Origin of the sequence: Enterococcus mediterraneensis, assembly GCF_900604485.1 — a bacterium.
GTDB classification, from domain to species: domain Bacteria; phylum Bacillota; class Bacilli; order Lactobacillales; family Enterococcaceae; genus Enterococcus_C; species Enterococcus_C mediterraneensis.
Map to the genome: position 1 here is coordinate 72,576 of NZ_UWOP01000001.1, position 19,711 is coordinate 92,286.

The following is a 19,711-nucleotide window of genomic DNA, read 5'->3' on the forward strand; positions in this document are numbered from 1 at the left end:
CCTCCTGTTTTTACGCTTTACCTGATAATACTGCTTCTAAAATCGCCATCCGGACATAGACACCATTAGTCATTTGCTGGATGATCCGCGATTGCAGACTTTCTACTAATGAATCTGCCAACTCTACATCGCGGTTGACTGGTGCCGGGTGCATGATGATCGCGTGAGGCCGCATTTGTTTCGCCCGCTCCACAGTCAAGCCGTATTCATTGTGATAGCTTTCTTTTGAAAAACTTTCACTGCCGTCATGACGTTCGTGTTGGACACGCAGCATCATCATGACATCTACTTCGGAAACCAATTCGTCTAACGGCAGATAATGGCCGTAAACTTCAAACTCAGGATCATACCATTCTTCCGGTCCGGAGAAGAAGACTTTTGCGCCGAGACGTTTCAGCATTTGCATGTTGGATTTTGCTACCCGTGAATGGGTGATGTCTCCGACGATCGCTATTTTCAATCCTTCAAAGTAGCCGAACTCTTCATAGATCGTCATCAGATCCAGCAGACATTGTGTAGGATGCTGGCCGCTGCCGTCGCCACCGTTGATGATACTGCATTGGATCGTTTTGCTTTGGATCAATTCATCGTAATAGTTTTCGTCTCCATGGCGGATCACTGCTACGTCAACGCCAAGAGCCGACATCGTCAGCACTGTGTCATAAAGCGTCTCGCCTTTTTGGACAGAGCTGGTTGAAGAATCAAACTCGATCACTTCCAGTCCCAATTTCTTTTCAGCGACATCAAAACTTTTATGGGTTCGTGTACTATTCTCAAAGAAAAGATTAGTGGCGAAGTATTGGTCTTTTTCAGGTGTCCATTTTGCGCCGTTTTTAAATTCCTGTCCGCGGCGGATAAGTCCCATTACTTCTTGATCGGTCAATGCCTCAACGGTTAATAGATGTTTCAAACTGATTCTCTCTGACTGAATGATCATGTTTTGCTTCCTCCTGTTCGCTTCTTGAAGTTTCCGGTAAAACAAGGTTTAAGATGATTCCTAAAACAGTGGCTAGTGCCATAGCTGACAAAGTGAATGTTCCGAATTCAAAGACTAGTCCGCCGATACCGATCACTAGGATGACTGATGCGATCAGCAGATTTTTCTTTTTATCAAAGTCGATTTTGTTTTCGATCAAGATTTTCAATCCGCTTGCGGCGATTACTCCGAAGAGAATGAAACTGATTCCTGAAATGACTGGTCCTGGGATGCTGAGGATCAGTGCGCTCAATTTGCCGACAAATCCTAGTACGACTGCCAAGATGGCTGCTCCACCGATAACGAAAACGCTGTGAACTTTCGTGATCGCCAACACGCCGATGTTTTCGCCGTAGCTGGTTACTGGCGGTCCGCCGACAAAACCTGCGACGATCTGTGCCAATCCATCACCCATCAATGTTTTATGAAGGCCTGGTTCTTCAAAGAAGTTGCGTTTCGTCAATTTATTAAGGACCATCAAATGACCAATGTGTTCTGTCATTGTTACAAAAGCGATCGGCGCCATCGTCGTGATCGCGTTGAGATAAAGTTTTGGTGTGTACTGCACAAAAGGAATTTCGAAATTCGGTACAGCAAACCATGCTGCGTCAGCGATCGGTTGTGTATCCACGATCCCAAAGGCCAAAGCAATCAGATAACCACTGATGATTCCCAAAAGGATCGGGATCAGACCCAAGAAACCTTTCAGCCACATGTTGAAGATGATCGTAACCAGTAATGTCAAAAGTGCGACTGCGATATATTTGATATCGTATTTGTCTCCGTTGAACATGGCGTTGTTCGCGGCGTTTGCTGCTAGTCCCAAACCGATGACCATTACCACCGGACCGACAACGATCGGCGGCAAGATGCGGTTGAGCCAAGCTGAACCGATTTTTCTGACGATCAGTGAAACGATCAGGTAGACGATCCCGGTAGTGATTGCTCCTTGAGCGACCGCTGGATACCCGTCAGATTTCATCAGCATCTGCATCGCTGCAATAAATGCGAAGCTGCTGCCCAGATATGCCGGAATCTTGCCTTTCGTTGTGGTCAGATAAACGAGGGTTCCCAGACCGGAACTGACTAACGCGATCCCTGGGTTGATCCCTACTAAAATCGGTACCAGGACAGTTGCGCCAAACATCGTGAATAAGTGCTGTAAGCTTAGTCCTAACCATTGAAACGTTTTTGGTTTGTCATGGATATCTAATACTGCATCGTTATTGCGAAATTCTTTTGCCATTTTTTTCATCTCCTACTCGCCGGCTTTATCGATCAAGATCCGATCTTTGCCATCTGCTTCTTCCATCTCAACGATGATTTCTTCTGTTAAAGAAGTTGGAATATTTTTTCCGACATAATCTGCCCGGATCGGTAATTCCCGGTGACCGCGGTCCACCAAGACTGCCAATGAGATCTTGCGAGGACGTCCGTAGTCCATGATCGCGTCTAATGCCGCCCGGATCGTGCGTCCTGTGTAAAGTACGTCGTCAACAACGATGACTTCTCTGCCTTCCAGATTGACTGGGATCGTTGAAGAGTGAACTTCTGGATCTTCGTTTTTCGCTTTTTGATCGTCACGGTACAATGTAATATCCAATTCACCGACAGGAACTTCAATATCTTCCAGCTGTTTCAAACGTTCCGCGATCCGTCGGGCGATATAGATTCCTCGCGTTTTGATCCCTACCAAGACAAGATCTTCAAGTCCGCGATTTCTTTCGATGATTTCATAAGTGATACGTGTTAACGCTCGTTTCATTGTTACTGCATCTACGACTTCTTTAGTTGACATATTTTTTCCCTCCTATGATTGCACAAAAAAACTCCTGCCCGTTATCAGGCAGGAGGTATGTTTTCAGACTGTTGGTCGTATCCCTATAATGGTATCAGGGTATACGGATGTCATCCAGCAAGGTACATCGTCAGCGCACTGCGTGTACTTCTCGCTCATTTCCTTCTTAGCCTCACGGGACTACTCTTAAAGGATCACTATTAAATTTTTTGTTAAACAAACAATACACTTTCTGTTATAAAAAATCAATGCTTTTTCCGTAATTTTTTTAAAGTTTCTTCAAAAATTTCCGGCAGCGGTGCTTCAAAGACTAAATTCTCACCTGTTCGGGGATGTGTAAAGCCTAAAAGTTTGGCATGCAGGAACTGTCCATTGCCTTTAAGTGTCTTGCGAGGACCATAAACCGGATCACCTGCTAAAGGGTAGCCGATATATTGCATATGGACACGGATCTGGTGTGTCCGTCCGGTTTCCAATTGTAATTCCACTAATGTAAATTCATCAAAACGTTCTAAGACTGTAAAATGAGTGACCGCGGGACGGCCATCTTCAATAACTGCTTGTGTTTTACGGTTGGTTTTAGAACGGCCGATCGGTGCTTCAATCGTTCCCTTGTCATGTGGGATGACTCCATGGACTAGTGCCACATATTTTCTCAGAGAAGTTTTATCTTTCAACTGTTTCGCCAAAGACTCATGAGCAAAATCATTTTTAGCCACCATCAATAAACCGGAAGTATCTTTATCGATGCGGTGAACAATACCTGGACGGATCACATCATTGATAGAAGACAGATTTTTCAGTTGATACAGCAGTCCATTCACTAATGTGCCGTGAGTATGGCCGGCAGCCGGATGAACCACCATTCCCTGCGGTTTATTGACCACCGCCACGTCTTCATCTTCATACACGATCTCAAGATCCAATGATTCAGGTGTCAAATCCAATTCTTCGGGATCCGGGATCTCAATGATCAGCTGATCGCCAGACTTCACTTTATAGTTTGCTCTTACCGGCTCGCCATGAAGGGAAACATTTTGATTTTTCAGCCATTGTTGGATCTGAGAACGGCTGTATTCTTTCAGACGTTCCGCTAAAACTTTATCGATCCGCCCTTTTTCATCATGGATCACAAGATTAATTTGTTTTGGCATGCTGTTTCTCCTTTGTATGCTCATCCCAGATCGCGTAGATAAAGACCATGATCACACCGATGACTAAAGACATATCGGCGACATTGAAAATCGGGAAATTCATGAAGTCCGTTTGGAACATATCGACAACGTAGCCTAAACGAATACGATCGATAAAGTTCCCTAATGCTCCGGCAATAATCATTGTCAAACCGAATGTGAAAAATTTATTGTCATTGCGATGTTTCACTAAAAGATAGCCGCAGACCGAAACGGCGACAACTGTGACGATCGTAAAGAAAACAATCTGACCTTCCATGATGCTCCACGCCGCGCCGGTATTGCGGATATGAGTCAATGAAAGGATGTGAGGGATCAGCGGTTGGGTCTCACCTAACGCAAAGTTGGCGACAGTCCACCATTTGACCAGCTGATCGAGAACTAAAAGCAGGATACAAATTACTAAATAAACGATTAACAAAAAATTCAACTCTTTTCTGATTGGGTATAAATATCGCGGGGACGAATGATCCCTAATAAATTGCCGTTAGGATCGGCGTCTTGGGTGATCAGGATCGCTTCTAACATCCCGTCATCACCGTCGCTATGGAATAGTGTTTCGATCTCTGCGATAGTGGTATCAGCGGAAACAAACCGATAATTGGTCTTTTTCCCGTCAGAAATGATCAGCTCGCGGGCAGTACGCCCTTCCAGCTTGATTTCCCCTTTCAAGCTTTCTCTGGCAAACCAATACCCCAACGCACGCAACGTGATCAGTCCTTCAAATTTTCCCTTGCTGTAAAGAGGAAATTGAGAATGCTTTTTAGCGGCGATGGTTTTTAAAATCTCGGTGATAGGCATAGAGATCTCAAAGCCGGTAACATGCTTTTTGAATCTTGGCAAAACTTTTTCCGGCTCCAGCAGTTCATTTTCGATCTGTTGGATGCGATCGACAGTCCATTGATTCGGCTCAGCGATGACAAATCCTTCAGCGACTTGGTCGTGGACGATTGCATTGCGCAGCTGCGCCATCTGTAAGAGATCTTCCGAGTGACTTCTTACCGGCAGGTCTTTTCTTCTGCTTAAATGCCGGACCATTTCACTAAAGCCCATGTTTCGAGGATTACCTAATTTTTGGCGGAGCCATTTTTCGATTCGATTGAAGCTTATTAAAAAAGATTCAGCTTGTTGTCCCATGTCCATTCTCCTTTACGATATATGCTTGATGTAAAAATTTTAACAAAAATCCGATAAAAAGAACAATCAGCAAAATACTGACCGCAATACTTCTCAGCAATAAAGGCATCAGCAGCATGAATCCGAAAAGAATCAGATAGATCTGGATCATTTTTGGGTTCATCTGGATGATCAGATCCAGCGGCTCTTTTTGAGGTTGGAAGTGATATACCTTGCTTTTCAATAGGTAGAATGATACTTGAATGGAGCAAGTTTCTTCTGTTATAGTCAGAGTCTTTGATTGTTCATGATTCAGCATAAATGTCTTGTCGTTTAGGATGACTTTGATGGGACTGCCCATTCCGTAGAAACCGGTTTTGCGAGTCACACGAACTTCCATATAGAACCTCCTTATTATCAAGTAATCAGCGGGAAATTACAATAGAAATATAGGAATAAGTCTCTTCATTCAAAAATTTATTCTCTTTCTGTTGTTATCTTTAGTTTAGAGGAGGTTGTCAAAAAAAGCAAAAAAGACCGCTAACCGGTCCCTTTTGCTTTTTTATATTAGATAAATTTTTGTTATCAGCTTTCTTAAAACAACCCGATGGCGTTTCCTTGTTCATCGACATCCATATTGAGAGCCGCTGGTTTTTTCGGCAGTCCCGGCATCGTCATGACATCGCCCGTCAAAGCAACGATAAAACCAGAACCTAATTTCGGAATAAACTCGCGAATCGTCAGTGTGAATCCTTCTGGTGCTCCAAGTTTTTGCGGATCATCAGAGAAAGAATATTGGGTTTTCGCCATACAGATCGGCAGTTTATCCCAGCCTTCTTTGACAAAAGTCGCGATTTGATTCTTCGCTTTTTGGGTGAACTGGACAGCCGCACCACCATAAATCTGAGTTACGATCGTTTGTGTTTTCTCCTCGATCGACGCGTCTGTTTCATATAGCGGTTGGAAATCTGGTGTACTTTCTTGGATCGTTTCAACGACTGCTTTGGCTAAATCAAGTCCACCGGCTCCGCCATGCTCCCAGACACTTGCTCGCTGAACGTTGACACCGGATTCCCGGCATTTTTCTTCCAGTATTTCTCGTTCAGCTTCGGTATCTGTCGCAAATTCATTGATCGCAACAACCACCGGCACACCATATCGGCGCATATTTTTTATATGCCGATCAAGATTGGCAAAACCGTGAGCGACAGCGGAAATATTTTCTTCTGCCAACTGATCCTTCGCCACACCTCCGTGCATCTTCAACGCTCGGATCGTCGCAACGATCACGATAGCATCCGGTGTTTTTCCAAGAGTCGGTACTTTGATATCTAAAAATTTCTCAGCCCCCAGATCCGCACCAAAGCCGGCTTCAGTCACCGTGTAATCGCCTAGTTTTAAGGCCATCTTGGTGGCCATGATACTGTTGCAGCCGTGAGCGATATTGGCAAAAGGTCCTCCGTGAACAAATGCCGGTGTACCTTCGATGGTTTGAACAAGATTCGGTTTCAACGCGTCTTTTAGAAGCAGCGTCAACGCACCTTCCACATTCAGATCAGCAACAGTCACTGGTGTTCGATCAAAGGTATATCCGATCACAATTCTGCTCAATCGTGCTTTCAGATCTTTCAGATCAGTCGCTAAACATAAAATCGCCATGATCTCGCTGGCAACAGTGATATCAAAACCGTCTTCTCTCGGCACCCCTTGGATAGGACCTCCTAGACCAATGATGACATTGCGCAATGCCCGATCATTCAAATCAACGACCCGTTTCCAAATCACCCGACGAGCGTCAATGTTCAATTGATTTCCTTGATGAATATGGTTGTCGATCAATGCGGACAACGCATTGTTTGCGGTAGTGATCGCATGCATGTCTCCGGTAAAATGCAGATTGATCTCTTCCATTGGTAAGACTTGTGCTTTGCCGCCGCCTGCCGCGCCCCCTTTGATCCCCATAACTGGTCCTAAAGAAGGTTCCCGCAAAGCGATGACAGTTTTTTTGCCTAATTGGTTCAATGCATCCGCCAGGCCGATGGTCACAGTCGATTTTCCTTCGCCGGCTGGTGTTGGATTGATGGAAGTAACTAAAATCAATTTGCCCTCTGTCTTTTGTTCCAGACGTTGGATCGCCGGCCAATCGATCTTTGCTTTGTATTTGCCGTAAAGTTCCAGATCATCTTCTGTCAAACCGACTTTTTCTGCGATCTCTTTGATAGGTTTTAAGGTTGCCTCTTGTGCGATTTCAATATCAGATTTCATGCAAAAACTCCTTTTTACGAACTATTTCATATGAATAACCAAAGTTCGTTCAGTTATTTTCTATTATAATCAATTCTTGTCGAGAATTCCACTGAAATCTCAAAGGAAATGATTTCTGAGAGTTTTTACAGAAACTATAGTACTTCCTTGATCGATAAAAAAGCTCTTAGAAATCAAATTGCGCAGCGATCACTTATCCAGAAGCAAGTCGCTTATCACATTCGAGGATATAAAAAAGCTGACATCTTTGATCTTCATTGATCAGAAACGTCAGCTTTTAAGGTGTGTTGTTGCTTATTTCAGGTTTTGCTTTTTTCAGATAAGATCGAAACCGGGAAATGATGAGCTAAGTCTGTCAAAAAGCTCTCGCAAGTTTTTTTTCTCATCAAAAAATGGTATTCTTTGCCTTGATAAGTAAACTCAATGCCATTGGACAGTCGACAGATTGCTTGGATGTTTTTATAGTAAAATTTTTCCTTTTTCCAAAAGCGCGCGTAACGGACTAAAAGATGATCCTCTTTAACAAAGATCCATCGTAAAAAGCCGATATAAACAAAAATGAAAAACATAACTAAAACAAGATTGCTTTTCCAATAAGGTCGCGTATTTTCTAATGCAAGTGTTAAACTATAAAAAAGAATCATCAAAGTGACTGACCAATAAATAATCGACGTAGCCACTTCTGGCTGCCAATGATATTTTTTTGATTTCATCTACAAGTCCTTTCAATCTAAGTTATATAATTATTCTATCACAAAAAAAGAAAAGGTGGTCAAATGATCAAATCATATATCGATGCCGCGACAAAAGGCAACCCGGGAATCAGCGGCGGCGGCATTCTGCTTGTCGGTGAAGGAATCCATGAACAACATGCCTTCCCATTGCCGACTTTGACAAATCATCAAGCAGAATTTGCAACTTTCTTAGCGTTATTAGAGCTGCTATTGGACAAAAATTATCATGAAGAAACGATCATGGTGTATTCTGACAGCAAAATCTTGGTGCAAACAGTCGATAAAAACTTTACCGGCAATCCTGATTTTCTGCCTTTTTTCCAGGAGATCCAGCAACTGCTGCCGCATTTTTCATTATTGATCCTGCAATGGATACCAGAAAATCAAAATAAAGGCGCCGATAATCTTGCTCGGCAAGGACTGCAAAAAGCTCTCAAAAAATCACAAAATCGGTGATAAAAGCCGAGAAAAGTTTTGCTTGAATCTTAACCATCGTCCTTGATTTTCAATAATCTCATCTGTCAAGAGTGTGCAGTTTTTCATGTCTGCTTCAAAAATCTGCTGCATTTCTTTCGTAACTTCTTCATCATACACGAACGCGCTCACCTCAAAATTCAGAGAATAGCTGCGGATATCTTGGTTCGTGGATCCAAACGAAGAAATCAGATCATCCATGACGATCGTTTTAGAATGTAAGAAGCCGTTATTATAAGAATAGATTTTAACGCCTCTTTTATGCAGATAATTAGCGTAATGCTGTGTGGCTCTGAAAATAAAGGCGTGATCCGGCATATCCGGAATCATGATCCGAACATCTACCCCTGAACGGACAGCGATCAATAATGCGTTGATCATGGTATCATCCGGAATCAGATAAGGGGTTTGGATCCAGAGTTTTTCTTCAGCGGCTAAAATCATCTTGACGAAACCGCTCTTTAAGATCTCTTCTTCACTTTCCGGGCCGTCTGAGACGATCTGCATGCTGACATTGCCGCATTCTTCTTCCGGCATCATAAAGTAGCGTTCTTCATACTCTAGCTGGTCTTCTTCGTTTTGCACAGAGGCATTCCAGTCTTTGATAAAGATTTCTTGCAATGTAAAACTCGCTGTACCAACGATACGTCCGTGAGTATCCCGCCAGTAGCCGAATTTCTTACTGCGGCCTAAATACTGGTCGCCAACGTTGAAACCGCCCGTCCAGCCGATCAAACCGTCGATCACGACGATCTTCCGGTGCAAGTGATAGTTGAGACGGGTCTTGCGGATCAGATCTCGTGAAGTAATAAAGGCAGTCGCTTTTCCTCCTGCGGCTACTAATGGATCGAAAAATTTAGGTTTTGAACCCTTCGCTCCCCAGGGATCAAAGATCACGCGAACCTCGACACCTTCTTTGGCTTTTTCTACTAACAGATCTAAAAATTCGTTTCCGATCTGATCATCAAAAAACGCGTAATATTCTACATGGATATTGTTTTTTGCTTGTCGGATGTCTTCAAACAACGCTGCAAATTTTTCTTTGCCGTCCGTATAAAAGGAAACTGCATTTCCCTTTGCTAAAGGCGATTCCTCTACATTCCGCAAATATTTTTCTAATAATTCCGAACCGGAAGTTTTGACTGTCCGATGGAATTTTTTATTGTTTTGATGGATCAGTCCGTTGATCTCGGTGATCCGACTGATATGTTCTTGCTTGAAACGGTACATCGTTTCCCCGTCGATCCCACGTCCGCAAAAAAGATAAATCAAAAAGCCCAAGACAGGGAAAAAGATCAACGTCAACAACCATGCCAAGACACTAGTGATAGATCGCGGTCTGCGAAAGACAGTGACGATAGCACCAACGGTATTGACAAGAATCAAACCAAAAAATACCCAATTTATAATCGCCATTTCCATTTCAAAATTCATTTTTTCCCCCTACTCCATTTATAACAAATAGTTATGATCAAATGTGACTTCCAGCTGATAATTACCCAGCGCATACGAGATTTTCTGTTGTAATTGTTCGCGGATATCTTCGTCTGACAATGCCGTATGCTGCGGAACGACGATATCAAAAGATAATGTCGAACCTTCTATTCGAAAATCATGGATCCGCAAGTTGGGATCGATACGAAAAAGGATCTCTTTTAAAAGCAGCAGTTTTCTTTGATACTCTTCATCATTGATTGCTACCGGGTCCAAATGACAGACCAGAGCTACATGAAGGTTGGTCCAAAAATCTTTTTCGATCGTATCAGTGATCTCGTGGGCATAATTCAGATCATAGGTCTCATCGACTTCAATGTGGACGGATGCGAATTGCTTTTTCGGTCCGTAACTATGCACCAAAAGATCGTGGTATCCTAAAATCGATTGATAGCTGTCCAGTCTTTTTTCCATCTCAATGATCTCTTTATCTGTCGGACGGCTGCCCAATAGTTCATTGACAAACCCTTTAACCATCGAAATCCCGTTATACAAGATATACAGCGCGATCAGCGTTCCTACATAGCCATCGACACGCCAGCCAGTCAGCCATTCCACACCGGCTGAAACCAAGACTGCCACAGTCGTCAAAACGTCGTTCATGCTGTCTTGGGCACTTGCTTTCAACGTACCTGATTTGATTTTTTTAGCGATGTTCGAATACATTCGACTTTGCCAAAACTTGATACAAACGGAAAGAAGCAAGATGATAAAAACCCACAAAGACAGTTTGATATTTGCTGGGTTAATGATCCGTTTGACTGAACTTGTCAAAAATTGGAAACCCACCACGGTGATCAGGATCGAGATCACAAAACCGCTGATATATTCGAACCGTTCATGACCATAAGGATGCTCGCTGTCAGCGGGTTTGGCCGCCACCCGAAAGCCGAATAACGTCACGATGGAAGACGCTGTATCCGTCAAGTTGTTGATCGCGTCTGCTAAAATAGAAACACTATGGGCGCTGATACCGATCACAAATTTCATCACAAACAGTAAAAGATTAGAAAAAAGTCCCAGTATCCCGGATAAGATCCCGTAATTTGTCCGCAGATCTTTATTTGATTTTTTTTGAATATACGACATTAAAAATTTCAACATAGCATTTCCTTCTAACTTATTTCAAAAGCTTACTTTATTCTACTCTGAAATCACCTCAAGAACCAACTAAATAACTTGAAATGATCGATTTAATAGACAGATGCTTGATTTTGTCGGTGGCTTTCAGCAATAAAATAATGGGAACAGCAGACATTTTCCAACAAGGACGAAAGATAAGTCTCATTAATCAGAAATACCCGAACTATATAAACCCTCCTTCGCAAAACAGCTTGGTTTGCGATGAAGGCATGTATCTGAGTGATACATATATAGTTCGGATATCGATAATTGTCAGACCTTTGTTAACGTCCTTGCTGGGTGTAATGACTTACTGTCCCTAGTTTTATTGTTTATTTAGACAACCAAGCGTCAACTTCAGTCAAAGCGTCATTGATGCCCGCCGGATTTTTCCCGCCGGCTTGTGCCATATCAGGACGACCGCCGCCGCCACCGCCGACTTTCGGCGCGATTGCTTTGATCAGATCGCCTGCTTTCAATCCTTTTTGATTTGCTTCAGGTGTCATAGCTGCCAACAAGTTGACTTTGCCGTCATTTGCCGTAGCCAGAACTAAGACATCAGAAGCCGCTTTTTGTTTCCATTGATCGGCTAATTGACGTAATTGATTCATATCTTTGACACTGACTTGTGAAGCGATATAAGAGATACCATTGGCAGATTTGACATCTTTAAAGACATCTTCTGCTTGTTGGTTAGCTAATTTACTTGCCAACGCATCGTTTTCTTTTTGCAGATCCCGCAATTGTTGTTGCAGCTGTTCTGTTTTGGAAACAACTTCTTTGATCTGCGGTGATTTGACGATCGCTGCGATTTCTTTCAATTGTTGTTCTTCACTATAAAGAAGTTCGTATGCTTCTTTGCTGGTCACCGCTTCGATCCGGCGTACGCCAGCACCGATCCCGGATTCTGCCACGATCTTAAAGATCCCGATATCTTCAGTATTAGCGACATGCGTTCCCCCGCATAGTTCAATAGACCAGTCTGCGACATTGACTACGCGTACATCGTGTCCGTATTTTTCACCAAATAGCGCCATTGCACCCATGCCTTTAGCAGTATCGATATCTGTTTCGATAGTAACTACTGGCAATGCTGCCCAAATTTTTTCGTTGACGATGGCTTCCATTTGTTGCAATTCTTCTGCAGTCACTTGTCCAAAGTGGGTAAAGTCAAAACGCAAATGACCAGGAGCAACTAAAGAACCGGCTTGGTTGGCGTGATTGCCTAATACTTCTTTCAATGCTTTATGCAGCAAGTGAGTCGCAGTGTGGTTTTTGATGATCCGGTTGCGGCGTTGAGTGTTGACTTGCAAGAAGTATTTCTTGCCCTCTTCCAGTGTTCCTTCAACCGTTGCTTTATGCAGGAATTGTCCGTTTGGCGCTTTTTGCACGTCATGGACTGTTGCTACTAAATTGCCGTTTTCATCAGCGATGATCCCTTCATCCGCTACTTGTCCGCCCATTTCAGCATAAAATGGTGTTTCGGCAAAGATCAGTTGTGCTTCACCTTCACGAACGGTGTCAACCAAGTCTTCTTCTTGAATGATCACCAGCAATTCGCTTTCAGATTCCAAATGGTCATATCCTACAAAGCGGCTGTCTACTTTGATATCTGTCAGCAATGCGGATTGCACGCCCATTGAAGCTTCTGTACTGCGGGCAGCACGTGCACGATCTCTTTGAGCCTGCATTTCTTTTTCAAAACCGGCATGATCGACTTTCAATCCTTCATCTTCAGCGACTTCTTCTGTCAATTCAACAGGGAATCCGTAAGTATCATAAAGTTTGAAGATGTCTTTTCCGTTCAATGTATCTTCATTTTTGCCTTTGACGTCTTGGATGACTTGAGTCAAGATTTCTAAACCTTCATTGATGGTTTCGTGGAAACGTTCTTCTTCCATGCGAACGACTTTTTCGATAAATTCTTTTTGTTGCAATACTTCAGGATAGTAGCTTTCCATGATTTTGCCTACTACTGGGACTAATTTGTATAAGAATGCTTCATCGATCCCTAATTTTTTCCCATGCATGACTGCGCGGCGCAACAAGCGGCGCAATACATAGCCTCGTCCCTCGTTTGATGGCAATGCACCGTCTCCGATAGCAAAAGATAACGCGCGAATATGGTCAGCGATGACTTTGAAAGAAATATCTGTTTGCGGTGCTGCCCCATATTTGAATTTACCGCTCAACGCTTCTGTTTCATGGATGATCGGTAAGAACAAGTCTGTTTCAAAGTTGGTTGGCGCGTCTTGAACGATAGAAACGATCCGTTCCAATCCCATCCCCGTATCAATGTTTTTATGAGGCAGTGGTTCGTAAGTGTCGTCAGGTTTATGGTTGAATTCTGAGAATACCAAGTTCCAGATTTCAAGATAACGTTCATTTTCACCGCCAGGATAGTTTTCAGGATCATCTTCGGCTACATCATTGTAAGCTTCACCGCGGTCATAAAAGATCTCAGTATCAGGACCGCTTGGACCCGCACCGATATCCCAAAAATTATCTTCGATCTCAACGATGTGATCCAATGGTAAGCCGACTTCTTCATGCCAGATCCGTTTTGCTTCAGTATCTTTTGGATAAACAGTCACATATAATTTTTCAGGATCGAATGCCAACCACTTGTCATCAGTCAGAAATTCCCATGCCCAGTGGATCGCTTCATTTTTGAAGTAATCGCCGATCGAGAAGTTTCCCAGCATTTCAAACATTGTATGGTGGCGGGCTGTTTTACCGACATTTTCGATATCATTGGTCCGAATCGATTTTTGTGCGTTTGTGATCCGGGGATTTTCAGGAACGACAGTACCGTCGAAATATTTTTTCAGTGTCGCAACACCGGAGTTGATCCATAACAATGTCGGGTCATTTACCGGCACTAAAGACGCGCTAGGTTCAACCGTGTGGCCTTTTGATTTAAAGAAATCTAAAAACATTTGGCGGACTTCCGCACTCGTTAACTTTTTCATTTCTTTTCCTACTTTCTTTATTCTTTAAAGACGCAATACAAAAAACACCATTGCAAGTCAAGGACGTGAACACGCGGTACCACCTTGATTGCAATGATGTTTGAATCATTACCTCTTCAGCTCTTTAACGCAGAGTCGCGTTGGTATTTCTACCAATAAACGATAAGGGAGCGATAAAAAGGGCTCTTGCTTTTCTCTCAGCAATGAAAAGCTTTCTGTAAAGAGCGGGACTTGTTACCATGTCCTTATTACCCTAAAAGTATAGGACATCCCTAATTGAATGTCAACGTCTTATTTTTTGATCAAGATCGTTTTACGGTATAAAAATTCCCGCGGATTCAATTCGTCTTCCGGCAACAACTTGCGAGGAGAACGATAATATGTCGCAAGCGGCAGCAGATCTAATAACGGGATCCCCGAATTGTCCCAGTGATCCATTTTCAACGTCATCGTATCAGTCAATTCATAACGATCCAATGCGGTCGAGATAGTCAATCCAAACATATTGGGGGATTTCATCTGTTGTTTCACTTGCCGTCCCCAGTACGAATCGTCCGTATCTACATCGTTGCCCCAACGGAACAAACGGCGTGTCCCGCCGCCTACTGCATATTCCCATTGATCCTCCGTCATCAGATCGAATCCATTACGGCGGACGATTTTTCGCAGCTGTTCATGAGTACAGCTGAAATGCTCGAAGATGTAATAATCATCGCTGTCTTTGGCGGCCTCTAAGTAATATTTGCCTTTTTCCAAATGGTTCTCAGGAAGCGACCATGTCAAACTAGCTTCAAAAGATTGCGGCGGCATAAAAAGTTTGCGAATCGATTCTTCCAGCGGCTCGAATCGTTCTACTTCGCCGGTAATTTCACCAGTTACACTATTCAACCTTCCCAAATATGTTGTCCCTGCCGGTAACGCCGTCTGCTGCACCAGCATTGGCGGAATCGCCGATTTTCGCAGTTCTGATGTATAAAGATTGACGAATTCACTCCATTGTTCTTGTGTATTCAATTGATAATCTTTGATGAGTGCCGCGAATTTATCCGGAAAACTGTTGGGATGATGTTTGTCCCAAGCAGGTGTCGGCAGACCTTGAACACCTAGTTCCCACCCTAAAATGGCTTCTTGATTTCCAGGCACAAAGACAAATGTTTCGTTGTCGATCTTGATCTCAAATGTCCGGCATTTCAAGCCCGCCAGTTGGAAATCCACCAATTTTACTTCGTTGATTTTCCGCAAAGGACTGACAAAGTACATCAATACTTGCCGAAATTGCTGACTCTTTACCTCATCGCTTAAATTTTTCCAATTGCTCCATTCCAATGAATCAAAAAAATCCATAACTAACCCTCTTTTCCAGCTGCCTCTTTCTTGTTATGCTAAGTATAGCATAAAAAAAGACAGATTTTGCCAGCGTTTCCATTCAAAAACAAAAAGGAGTATATTCTATGGACTCGATCACTTTGGGCTCTGAACCTTGGCTGCAAGCCGCCGCCTTTTCTTTACGTTATGAAGTTTTTGTTCTTGAACAAGGGATTTCTCCTGAAGATGAATTTGATTGGCGGGATACGAGAGGACAAATGTATTTTGTCGCCTTTGCAGATAATCAGCCAGCAGGAACCCTCCGCTATCAAAAAAGCGATCCTCAAACCCTCCAGCCTGACCGCTTTTGTATCCAAAAAGTGTTTCGCGGACAAGGCATCGGCAGAAAGCTTTTAGCTGCTTGCGAAACCCAAGGAAAACAAGACGGCTGTCGCATTTCTCGTTTGTCCGCTGAAATGACTGCTAAAAGTTTTTACCAAAAAAATGGCTATCAAGTCGTTTCGGAGCCTTTTTGGGAAGACGGTGTTCTTTGCGTCACCATGGAAAAAGTCCTTTAAAAGAACTATACGGTGAATGCGCTGAAAGTCATTATAAAAACTTTGGCTCATTTCCCCGTCCGTCATAGTGGTCGATCATTATATTTTATAGGCTTATATTTTTAAATCGAATGCTTTGAATCAGTTTTTTATCTTACAAAACCTTATGGGAATACATTTATAAAAACGATTCAGTATTATCTTTGTCTCCCGTCATTTTTTGCCCGCAACGCGCTTAAGATCGAGACGGTATCCACCACTTCTTGCAGCATGGCACCGATCAATGCTGGAATAACACCGGTACTTGCAACAAGCATCAATCCCACACAAATGAAGATCCCGATCAAAACAGATTGTCGCGCGATTTTCATCGTATCTTGCGACACCTTGACGGCGATCGCCACCCGACTTAGATCATCTTTCAAAATAACCGCATCGGCACTTTCTGAGGCAGCGGAAGAACCATGAGCCCCCATGGCGATACCTACATCGGCGATCGCTAACGCCGGAGCATCATTGATACCGTCTCCTATCATTACCAAAGGCCGTTCTTCTTCTGGGACACTTTTTAAGACAGTGATTTTATCTTGGGGCAGACATTCTGCATGAACTTCACGAATACCGACTTTTTCAGCTATTGATTCCGCTACTCCTTTGCGATCGCCCGTAAGCATGATCTCTCTTGTGATACCTAAACCTTGTAATTGTGTGATCGTTGCTTTTGCTTCTTTACGTACTTCATCTGTAAACGTCACACTACCAATATATCGATCATCCAATGAAGCAAAGATCATCGTGGACTCACCAGCTTTTACCTCCGCGTGGGCAAATTCCGCACGTCCGATCTTGATCAGCTTTCCATCGATTTCTCCTTGTACTCCCGACCCTACGACTTCTTCCAAATTGCTGACAGGTAAAAGATCGACTCTTTTTTCAGCATAAGAAACAAGTGAACGAGCGAGGATGTGCAAAGATTCTTGTTCCACACTGGCCAAATAACTCAAAAACTTGTCTTTCGAAAGACCAGGAACTGGATCGATTTCTGCCACTGTCAGTTGTCCTTTAGTGATCGTTCCGGTCTTATCAAAAGCAATGGTTTTAGCCCCCGCTAATTTTTCGATCGTCGTCCCGGTTTTTACAACAATCCCGTTACGGCTGGAACGGCTCATACCAGCCACTAAAGCTACGGGAGCTGCCAGAATCAATGGACACGGAGAAGCAACTACCAGAACCTCGGCAAACCGTACCGGATTTTTGGTGATAAACCATGCGATCCCTCCGATCAGATAAGCCACAGCAGTAAACGGAACAGCGTAACGATCCGCCATCCGGACAAAATGAGCAGGCTTTTCCTGAGATTCTTTTACCAGCTTCACGATTTTCTGGTATTGGGAATCTTCCGCCAGCGAAGTTACTTTATAGATCAAACTGCCTTCTCCGTTGATCGCGCCGGACATGATCTCATCGCCGACTTTTTTATCTACTGGTCGTGATTCGCCAGTCAGAGAGGACTCATCTACACTGCCCGCTTCTAACGCTTCACCGTCAACCGGAACGATCTCATGAGGTTTGACCACCAAAATATCACCGACTTTTACCTGATCCAGTGTCAGATCTTCCAAACGATCTCCCTGTTTGCGATGGGCGATCTGGGGTGAATTATCCAATAAGGATTGTAATTCGCGTCCTGCTTGACGACTAGCATAATCTTCCAAACTATCCCCGCCTGTCAGCATGATCAAGATCATCAAACTGGCCCAATACTCACCAACCGCCAACGTTGCTACAATGGCTGTGATGGCCAAAATATCTACGCCATATCTACCGGAGCGTAACGTTTTGATCATCTCTACCAGCAAAGTAAAAGTGATCACACCCCCCATAATAGCGACTAAGAGATATGCCCATTGGGATTGATTAAAAACAAACTCAAGAAGGCAAGCCAACGCTCCTATCAATAATGTTGAGAAAAATTTTTTAAAATGACTCATGTTCATCCCCACTTCCACAACTTGAATCCTTCAAGTTTCAAATAAAGCATAGTCTTATTCCTAAAAAATGAAAATGAAAATGAACTAAATGAAAAAAATAATCATTTACAATTAGACAGATTCCAAAAGTAACTATGGGGATCTGATTTTGTACTTTGTCTTATGGAAAAAACGCAAAAAAATATCCAAACGACAAGCAAAACCAGACTTGAAGATTGGAACAAAAGCCAATTTTCAAACCAGTTCTATGATTGCTGTCATTCAGATATTAATTTTGCTCTCTATCAAATAAGCCAGATAAGCCAGATAAGCTGTTTATTGATGAGAATTTTTCTTGTTTTTGCGCGCTGTACGAGTTTGTTGACGGCGTTCGACTTTGCGTTTTTGTTTGTTGCTTTTATCAACAGCCCATTGGATCTTTTTCTTATAACCGGGCTTGATTTTTTTCTTCTTCTTTTTCACCAAACCGATCAATGTTGGATCAAGCTCATCCCGCGTCTTTTCCCGTTTTTGACGACGATTGCGGTCATAGCTGTCCACGATCTCGCCGTTTTTGATCTCTTTTGGTTCAAAAGTCACACCGATATTTTCAATGGCCGCGATCATTTTTTCATCAGCCGGATCATACAATGTGATGGCGATCCCGCTCAAATTGTTTCTGCCGGTCCGTCCGACACGGTGGATGAAGAAATCAAGATCATCGGGGATCTCCGCATTGATCACGTGAGAAACACCCTCGATATCGATCCCTCTGGCAGCAAGATCCGTCGCTACGACGTATTGATACTCGAGATTTTGAACTTGGCGCATCACCCGCTTGCGTTCCCGCGGTGTTACATCGCCATGAATTTTCGCAACCTTCAAGCCTTTTCCTTTTAGATAATCAGTGATCTCATCGACCCGTTGTTTCGTATTGGCAAAAACGATCGCTAGATAAGGATGTCCTTGCGTCAATAATTGATAGATCAGTTGATTTTTATTTTTTCCTTTGGTAGAGATCAACCAGTTGTCGATAGTTTCTGAAATCACCGCTTTTGCTTTGATTTCTTCGATCAAAGGATTTTGCATATATTTCTTTAAAAACGGCCGCAATTTTTCAGGGATCGTTGCGGAGAAGACCAGCATTTGCAATTTTTCTGGTAAACGTCCGGCGATTTGATCGACTTCTGCCAAAAAGCCCATGTCTAATGTCATATCGGCTTCATCCACGACAAAAGCTTGCGCGGTGTGGACTGCCAGCGCCTGTTCATTCATCATATCCAAGATTCTTCCTGGTGTACCAATGACCACATGAGGTTGTTGGTGTTTCAAGCGGTCCAATTGCCGCTGCTTGTCTGTTCCTCCGACAAAATTGGTCACCCGGATCTCCGGATCGGAAAATTGCGCGATTTGTTTTGCTGCTTGATAGATTTGTCCAGCTAGTTCACGACTAGGGGCCGTGATCACGACTTGGACTTTATCACTTTCAGGATCGATTTTATCAAATAGCGGAAGTAAGAATGTATGGGTCTTCCCGCTGCCTGTTTGCGATTGTCCGACGACACTTCGGCCTTTTTGAATGACAGGGATCAGTTTTTCTTGAACTTCGGTAGGCTCATTAAAGCCTTTGTCTTCTAATGCTTCATAAATAAATGGTTGAAATTTGAATTTTTCAAAACTCATCTAAGCACCTTCTTTCTTTGAGGATTCCTTGCGCATTATAGCACAATTTTTG

At 43.2% G+C, this 19,711-nt stretch carries 17 protein-coding genes; 2 read left to right on the forward strand and 15 right to left on the reverse strand.

Annotated features, from left to right (window positions below):
* Nucleotides 1-10: 10 nt before the first annotated feature.
* The 9 genes from EFB00_RS00355 to EFB00_RS00395 form a co-directional block, all read right to left on the reverse strand.
* Nucleotides 11-937, reverse strand: a complete 927-nt coding sequence (locus tag EFB00_RS00355) for an aspartate carbamoyltransferase catalytic subunit (RefSeq protein ID WP_122644962.1) — start codon at nucleotides 935-937, stop codon at nucleotides 11-13.
* Complete coding sequence (gene uraA, locus EFB00_RS00360; RefSeq protein ID WP_122644963.1) at nucleotides 888-2,222, reverse strand: uracil permease; 1,335 nt, start codon at nucleotides 2,220-2,222, stop codon at nucleotides 888-890. Before uraA ends, EFB00_RS00355 begins: the two co-directional genes overlap by 50 nt.
* Nucleotides 2,223-2,234: 12 nt before the next feature.
* Nucleotides 2,235-2,774, reverse strand: coding sequence for a bifunctional pyr operon transcriptional regulator/uracil phosphoribosyltransferase PyrR (gene pyrR / locus EFB00_RS00365; protein WP_122644964.1), 540 nt, complete (start codon nucleotides 2,772-2,774; stop codon nucleotides 2,235-2,237).
* A 245-nt stretch (nucleotides 2,775-3,019) separates the two neighbouring features.
* Nucleotides 3,020-3,928, reverse strand: a complete 909-nt coding sequence (locus tag EFB00_RS00370; protein WP_122644965.1) for an RluA family pseudouridine synthase — start codon at nucleotides 3,926-3,928, stop codon at nucleotides 3,020-3,022.
* Entirely contained in the window at nucleotides 3,912-4,388 is a 477-nt protein-coding gene (gene lspA, locus EFB00_RS00375; protein WP_122644966.1) for a signal peptidase II, read from the reverse strand. Before lspA ends, EFB00_RS00370 begins: the two co-directional genes overlap by 17 nt.
* Nucleotides 4,389-4,393: 5 nt before the next feature.
* Entirely contained in the window at nucleotides 4,394-5,104 is a 711-nt protein-coding gene (locus tag EFB00_RS00380) for a CBS domain-containing protein (protein WP_122644967.1), read from the reverse strand.
* Nucleotides 5,088-5,483, reverse strand: coding sequence for a hypothetical protein (locus EFB00_RS00385; protein ID WP_122644968.1), 396 nt, complete (start codon nucleotides 5,481-5,483; stop codon nucleotides 5,088-5,090). The genes EFB00_RS00380 and EFB00_RS00385 overlap by 17 nt, the downstream gene beginning before the upstream one ends.
* Before the next feature lie 194 nt (nucleotides 5,484-5,677).
* Nucleotides 5,678-7,348, reverse strand: coding sequence for a formate--tetrahydrofolate ligase (locus EFB00_RS00390; protein ID WP_122644969.1), 1,671 nt, complete (start codon nucleotides 7,346-7,348; stop codon nucleotides 5,678-5,680).
* Between the two features lie 299 nt (nucleotides 7,349-7,647).
* Nucleotides 7,648-8,061, reverse strand: coding sequence for an EbsA family protein (locus tag EFB00_RS00395; protein ID WP_122644970.1), 414 nt, complete (start codon nucleotides 8,059-8,061; stop codon nucleotides 7,648-7,650).
* Nucleotides 8,062-8,124: 63 nt separating this feature from the next.
* On the opposite strand from EFB00_RS00395, the gene EFB00_RS00400 reads away from it, so the two are divergent.
* Complete coding sequence (locus EFB00_RS00400; RefSeq protein WP_122644971.1) at nucleotides 8,125-8,538, forward strand: ribonuclease HI family protein; 414 nt, start codon at nucleotides 8,125-8,127, stop codon at nucleotides 8,536-8,538.
* On the opposite strand, the gene cls is transcribed toward EFB00_RS00400, so the two are convergent.
* The 4 genes from cls to EFB00_RS00420 form a co-directional block, all read right to left on the reverse strand.
* The gene (gene cls, locus EFB00_RS00405) at nucleotides 8,524-9,990 is read right to left on the reverse strand and encodes a cardiolipin synthase (RefSeq protein ID WP_122644972.1); all 1,467 of its coding nucleotides are present in this window, start codon (nucleotides 9,988-9,990) and stop codon (nucleotides 8,524-8,526) included. The two genes, EFB00_RS00400 and cls, sit on opposite strands and share 15 nt — an antisense overlap.
* Nucleotides 9,991-10,008: 18 nt before the next feature.
* Nucleotides 10,009-11,154: a cation diffusion facilitator family transporter gene (locus tag EFB00_RS00410; RefSeq protein WP_122644973.1), complete on the reverse strand. Its 1,146-nt coding sequence runs from the start codon at nucleotides 11,152-11,154 to the stop codon at nucleotides 10,009-10,011.
* Between the two features lie 350 nt (nucleotides 11,155-11,504).
* A complete protein-coding gene (gene alaS, locus EFB00_RS00415; protein ID WP_122644974.1) occupies nucleotides 11,505-14,144 on the reverse strand; it encodes an alanine--tRNA ligase in 2,640 nt (879 codons plus the stop codon).
* 291 nt (nucleotides 14,145-14,435) lie between these two features.
* Nucleotides 14,436-15,488 (reverse strand): DUF7278 family profilin-like fold-containing protein, encoded by a 1,053-nt coding sequence (locus EFB00_RS00420; protein ID WP_122644975.1) that lies wholly within the window; start codon nucleotides 15,486-15,488, stop codon nucleotides 14,436-14,438.
* A gap of 107 nt (nucleotides 15,489-15,595) precedes the next feature.
* Between EFB00_RS00420 and EFB00_RS00425 the strand changes: the two genes are divergently transcribed.
* The gene (locus tag EFB00_RS00425; RefSeq protein WP_122644976.1) at nucleotides 15,596-16,027 is read left to right on the forward strand and encodes a GNAT family N-acetyltransferase; all 432 of its coding nucleotides are present in this window, start codon (nucleotides 15,596-15,598) and stop codon (nucleotides 16,025-16,027) included.
* Nucleotides 16,028-16,203: 176 nt separating this feature from the next.
* Here EFB00_RS00425 and EFB00_RS00430 read toward each other — a convergent pair whose 3' ends face one another.
* Both EFB00_RS00430 and EFB00_RS00435 read right to left on the reverse strand, forming a co-directional pair.
* Nucleotides 16,204-17,997 (reverse strand): heavy metal translocating P-type ATPase, encoded by a 1,794-nt coding sequence (locus tag EFB00_RS00430; protein WP_122644977.1) that lies wholly within the window; start codon nucleotides 17,995-17,997, stop codon nucleotides 16,204-16,206.
* Between the two features lie 315 nt (nucleotides 17,998-18,312).
* A complete protein-coding gene (locus EFB00_RS00435) occupies nucleotides 18,313-19,659 on the reverse strand; it encodes a DEAD/DEAH box helicase (RefSeq protein WP_122644978.1) in 1,347 nt (448 codons plus the stop codon).
* Nucleotides 19,660-19,711: the final 52 nt, after the last annotated feature.

What these genes read in the sequence shown, in the direction of transcription:
- EFB00_RS00355 (WP_122644962.1), bottom strand. Translation starts at nt 937, where the DNA reads ATGATCATTCAGTCAGAGAGAATCAGTTTGAAACATCTATTAACCGTT.
- uraA (WP_122644963.1), bottom strand. Translation starts at nt 2,222, where the DNA reads ATGGCAAAAGAATTTCGCAATAACGATGCAGTATTAGATATCCATGAC.
- pyrR (WP_122644964.1), bottom strand. Translation starts at nt 2,774, where the DNA reads ATGTCAACTAAAGAAGTCGTAGATGCAGTAACAATGAAACGAGCGTTA.
- EFB00_RS00370 (WP_122644965.1), bottom strand. Translation starts at nt 3,928, where the DNA reads ATGCCAAAACAAATTAATCTTGTGATCCATGATGAAAAAGGGCGGATC.
- EFB00_RS00380 (WP_122644967.1), bottom strand. Translation starts at nt 5,104, where the DNA reads ATGGGACAACAAGCTGAATCTTTTTTAATAAGCTTCAATCGAATCGAA.
- EFB00_RS00385 (WP_122644968.1), bottom strand. Translation starts at nt 5,483, where the DNA reads ATGGAAGTTCGTGTGACTCGCAAAACCGGTTTCTACGGAATGGGCAGT.
- EFB00_RS00390 (WP_122644969.1), bottom strand. Translation starts at nt 7,348, where the DNA reads ATGAAATCTGATATTGAAATCGCACAAGAGGCAACCTTAAAACCTATC.
- EFB00_RS00395 (WP_122644970.1), bottom strand. Translation starts at nt 8,061, where the DNA reads ATGAAATCAAAAAAATATCATTGGCAGCCAGAAGTGGCTACGTCGATT.
- EFB00_RS00400 (WP_122644971.1), top strand. Translation starts at nt 8,125, where the DNA reads ATGATCAAATCATATATCGATGCCGCGACAAAAGGCAACCCGGGAATC.
- cls (WP_122644972.1), bottom strand. Translation starts at nt 9,990, where the DNA reads ATGAATTTTGAAATGGAAATGGCGATTATAAATTGGGTATTTTTTGGT.
- EFB00_RS00410 (WP_122644973.1), bottom strand. Translation starts at nt 11,154, where the DNA reads ATGTTGAAATTTTTAATGTCGTATATTCAAAAAAAATCAAATAAAGAT.
- alaS (WP_122644974.1), bottom strand. Translation starts at nt 14,144, where the DNA reads ATGAAAAAGTTAACGAGTGCGGAAGTCCGCCAAATGTTTTTAGATTTC.
- EFB00_RS00420 (WP_122644975.1), bottom strand. Translation starts at nt 15,488, where the DNA reads ATGGATTTTTTTGATTCATTGGAATGGAGCAATTGGAAAAATTTAAGC.
- EFB00_RS00425 (WP_122644976.1), top strand. Translation starts at nt 15,596, where the DNA reads ATGGACTCGATCACTTTGGGCTCTGAACCTTGGCTGCAAGCCGCCGCC.
- EFB00_RS00430 (WP_122644977.1), bottom strand. Translation starts at nt 17,997, where the DNA reads ATGAGTCATTTTAAAAAATTTTTCTCAACATTATTGATAGGAGCGTTG.
- EFB00_RS00435 (WP_122644978.1), bottom strand. Translation starts at nt 19,659, where the DNA reads ATGAGTTTTGAAAAATTCAAATTTCAACCATTTATTTATGAAGCATTA.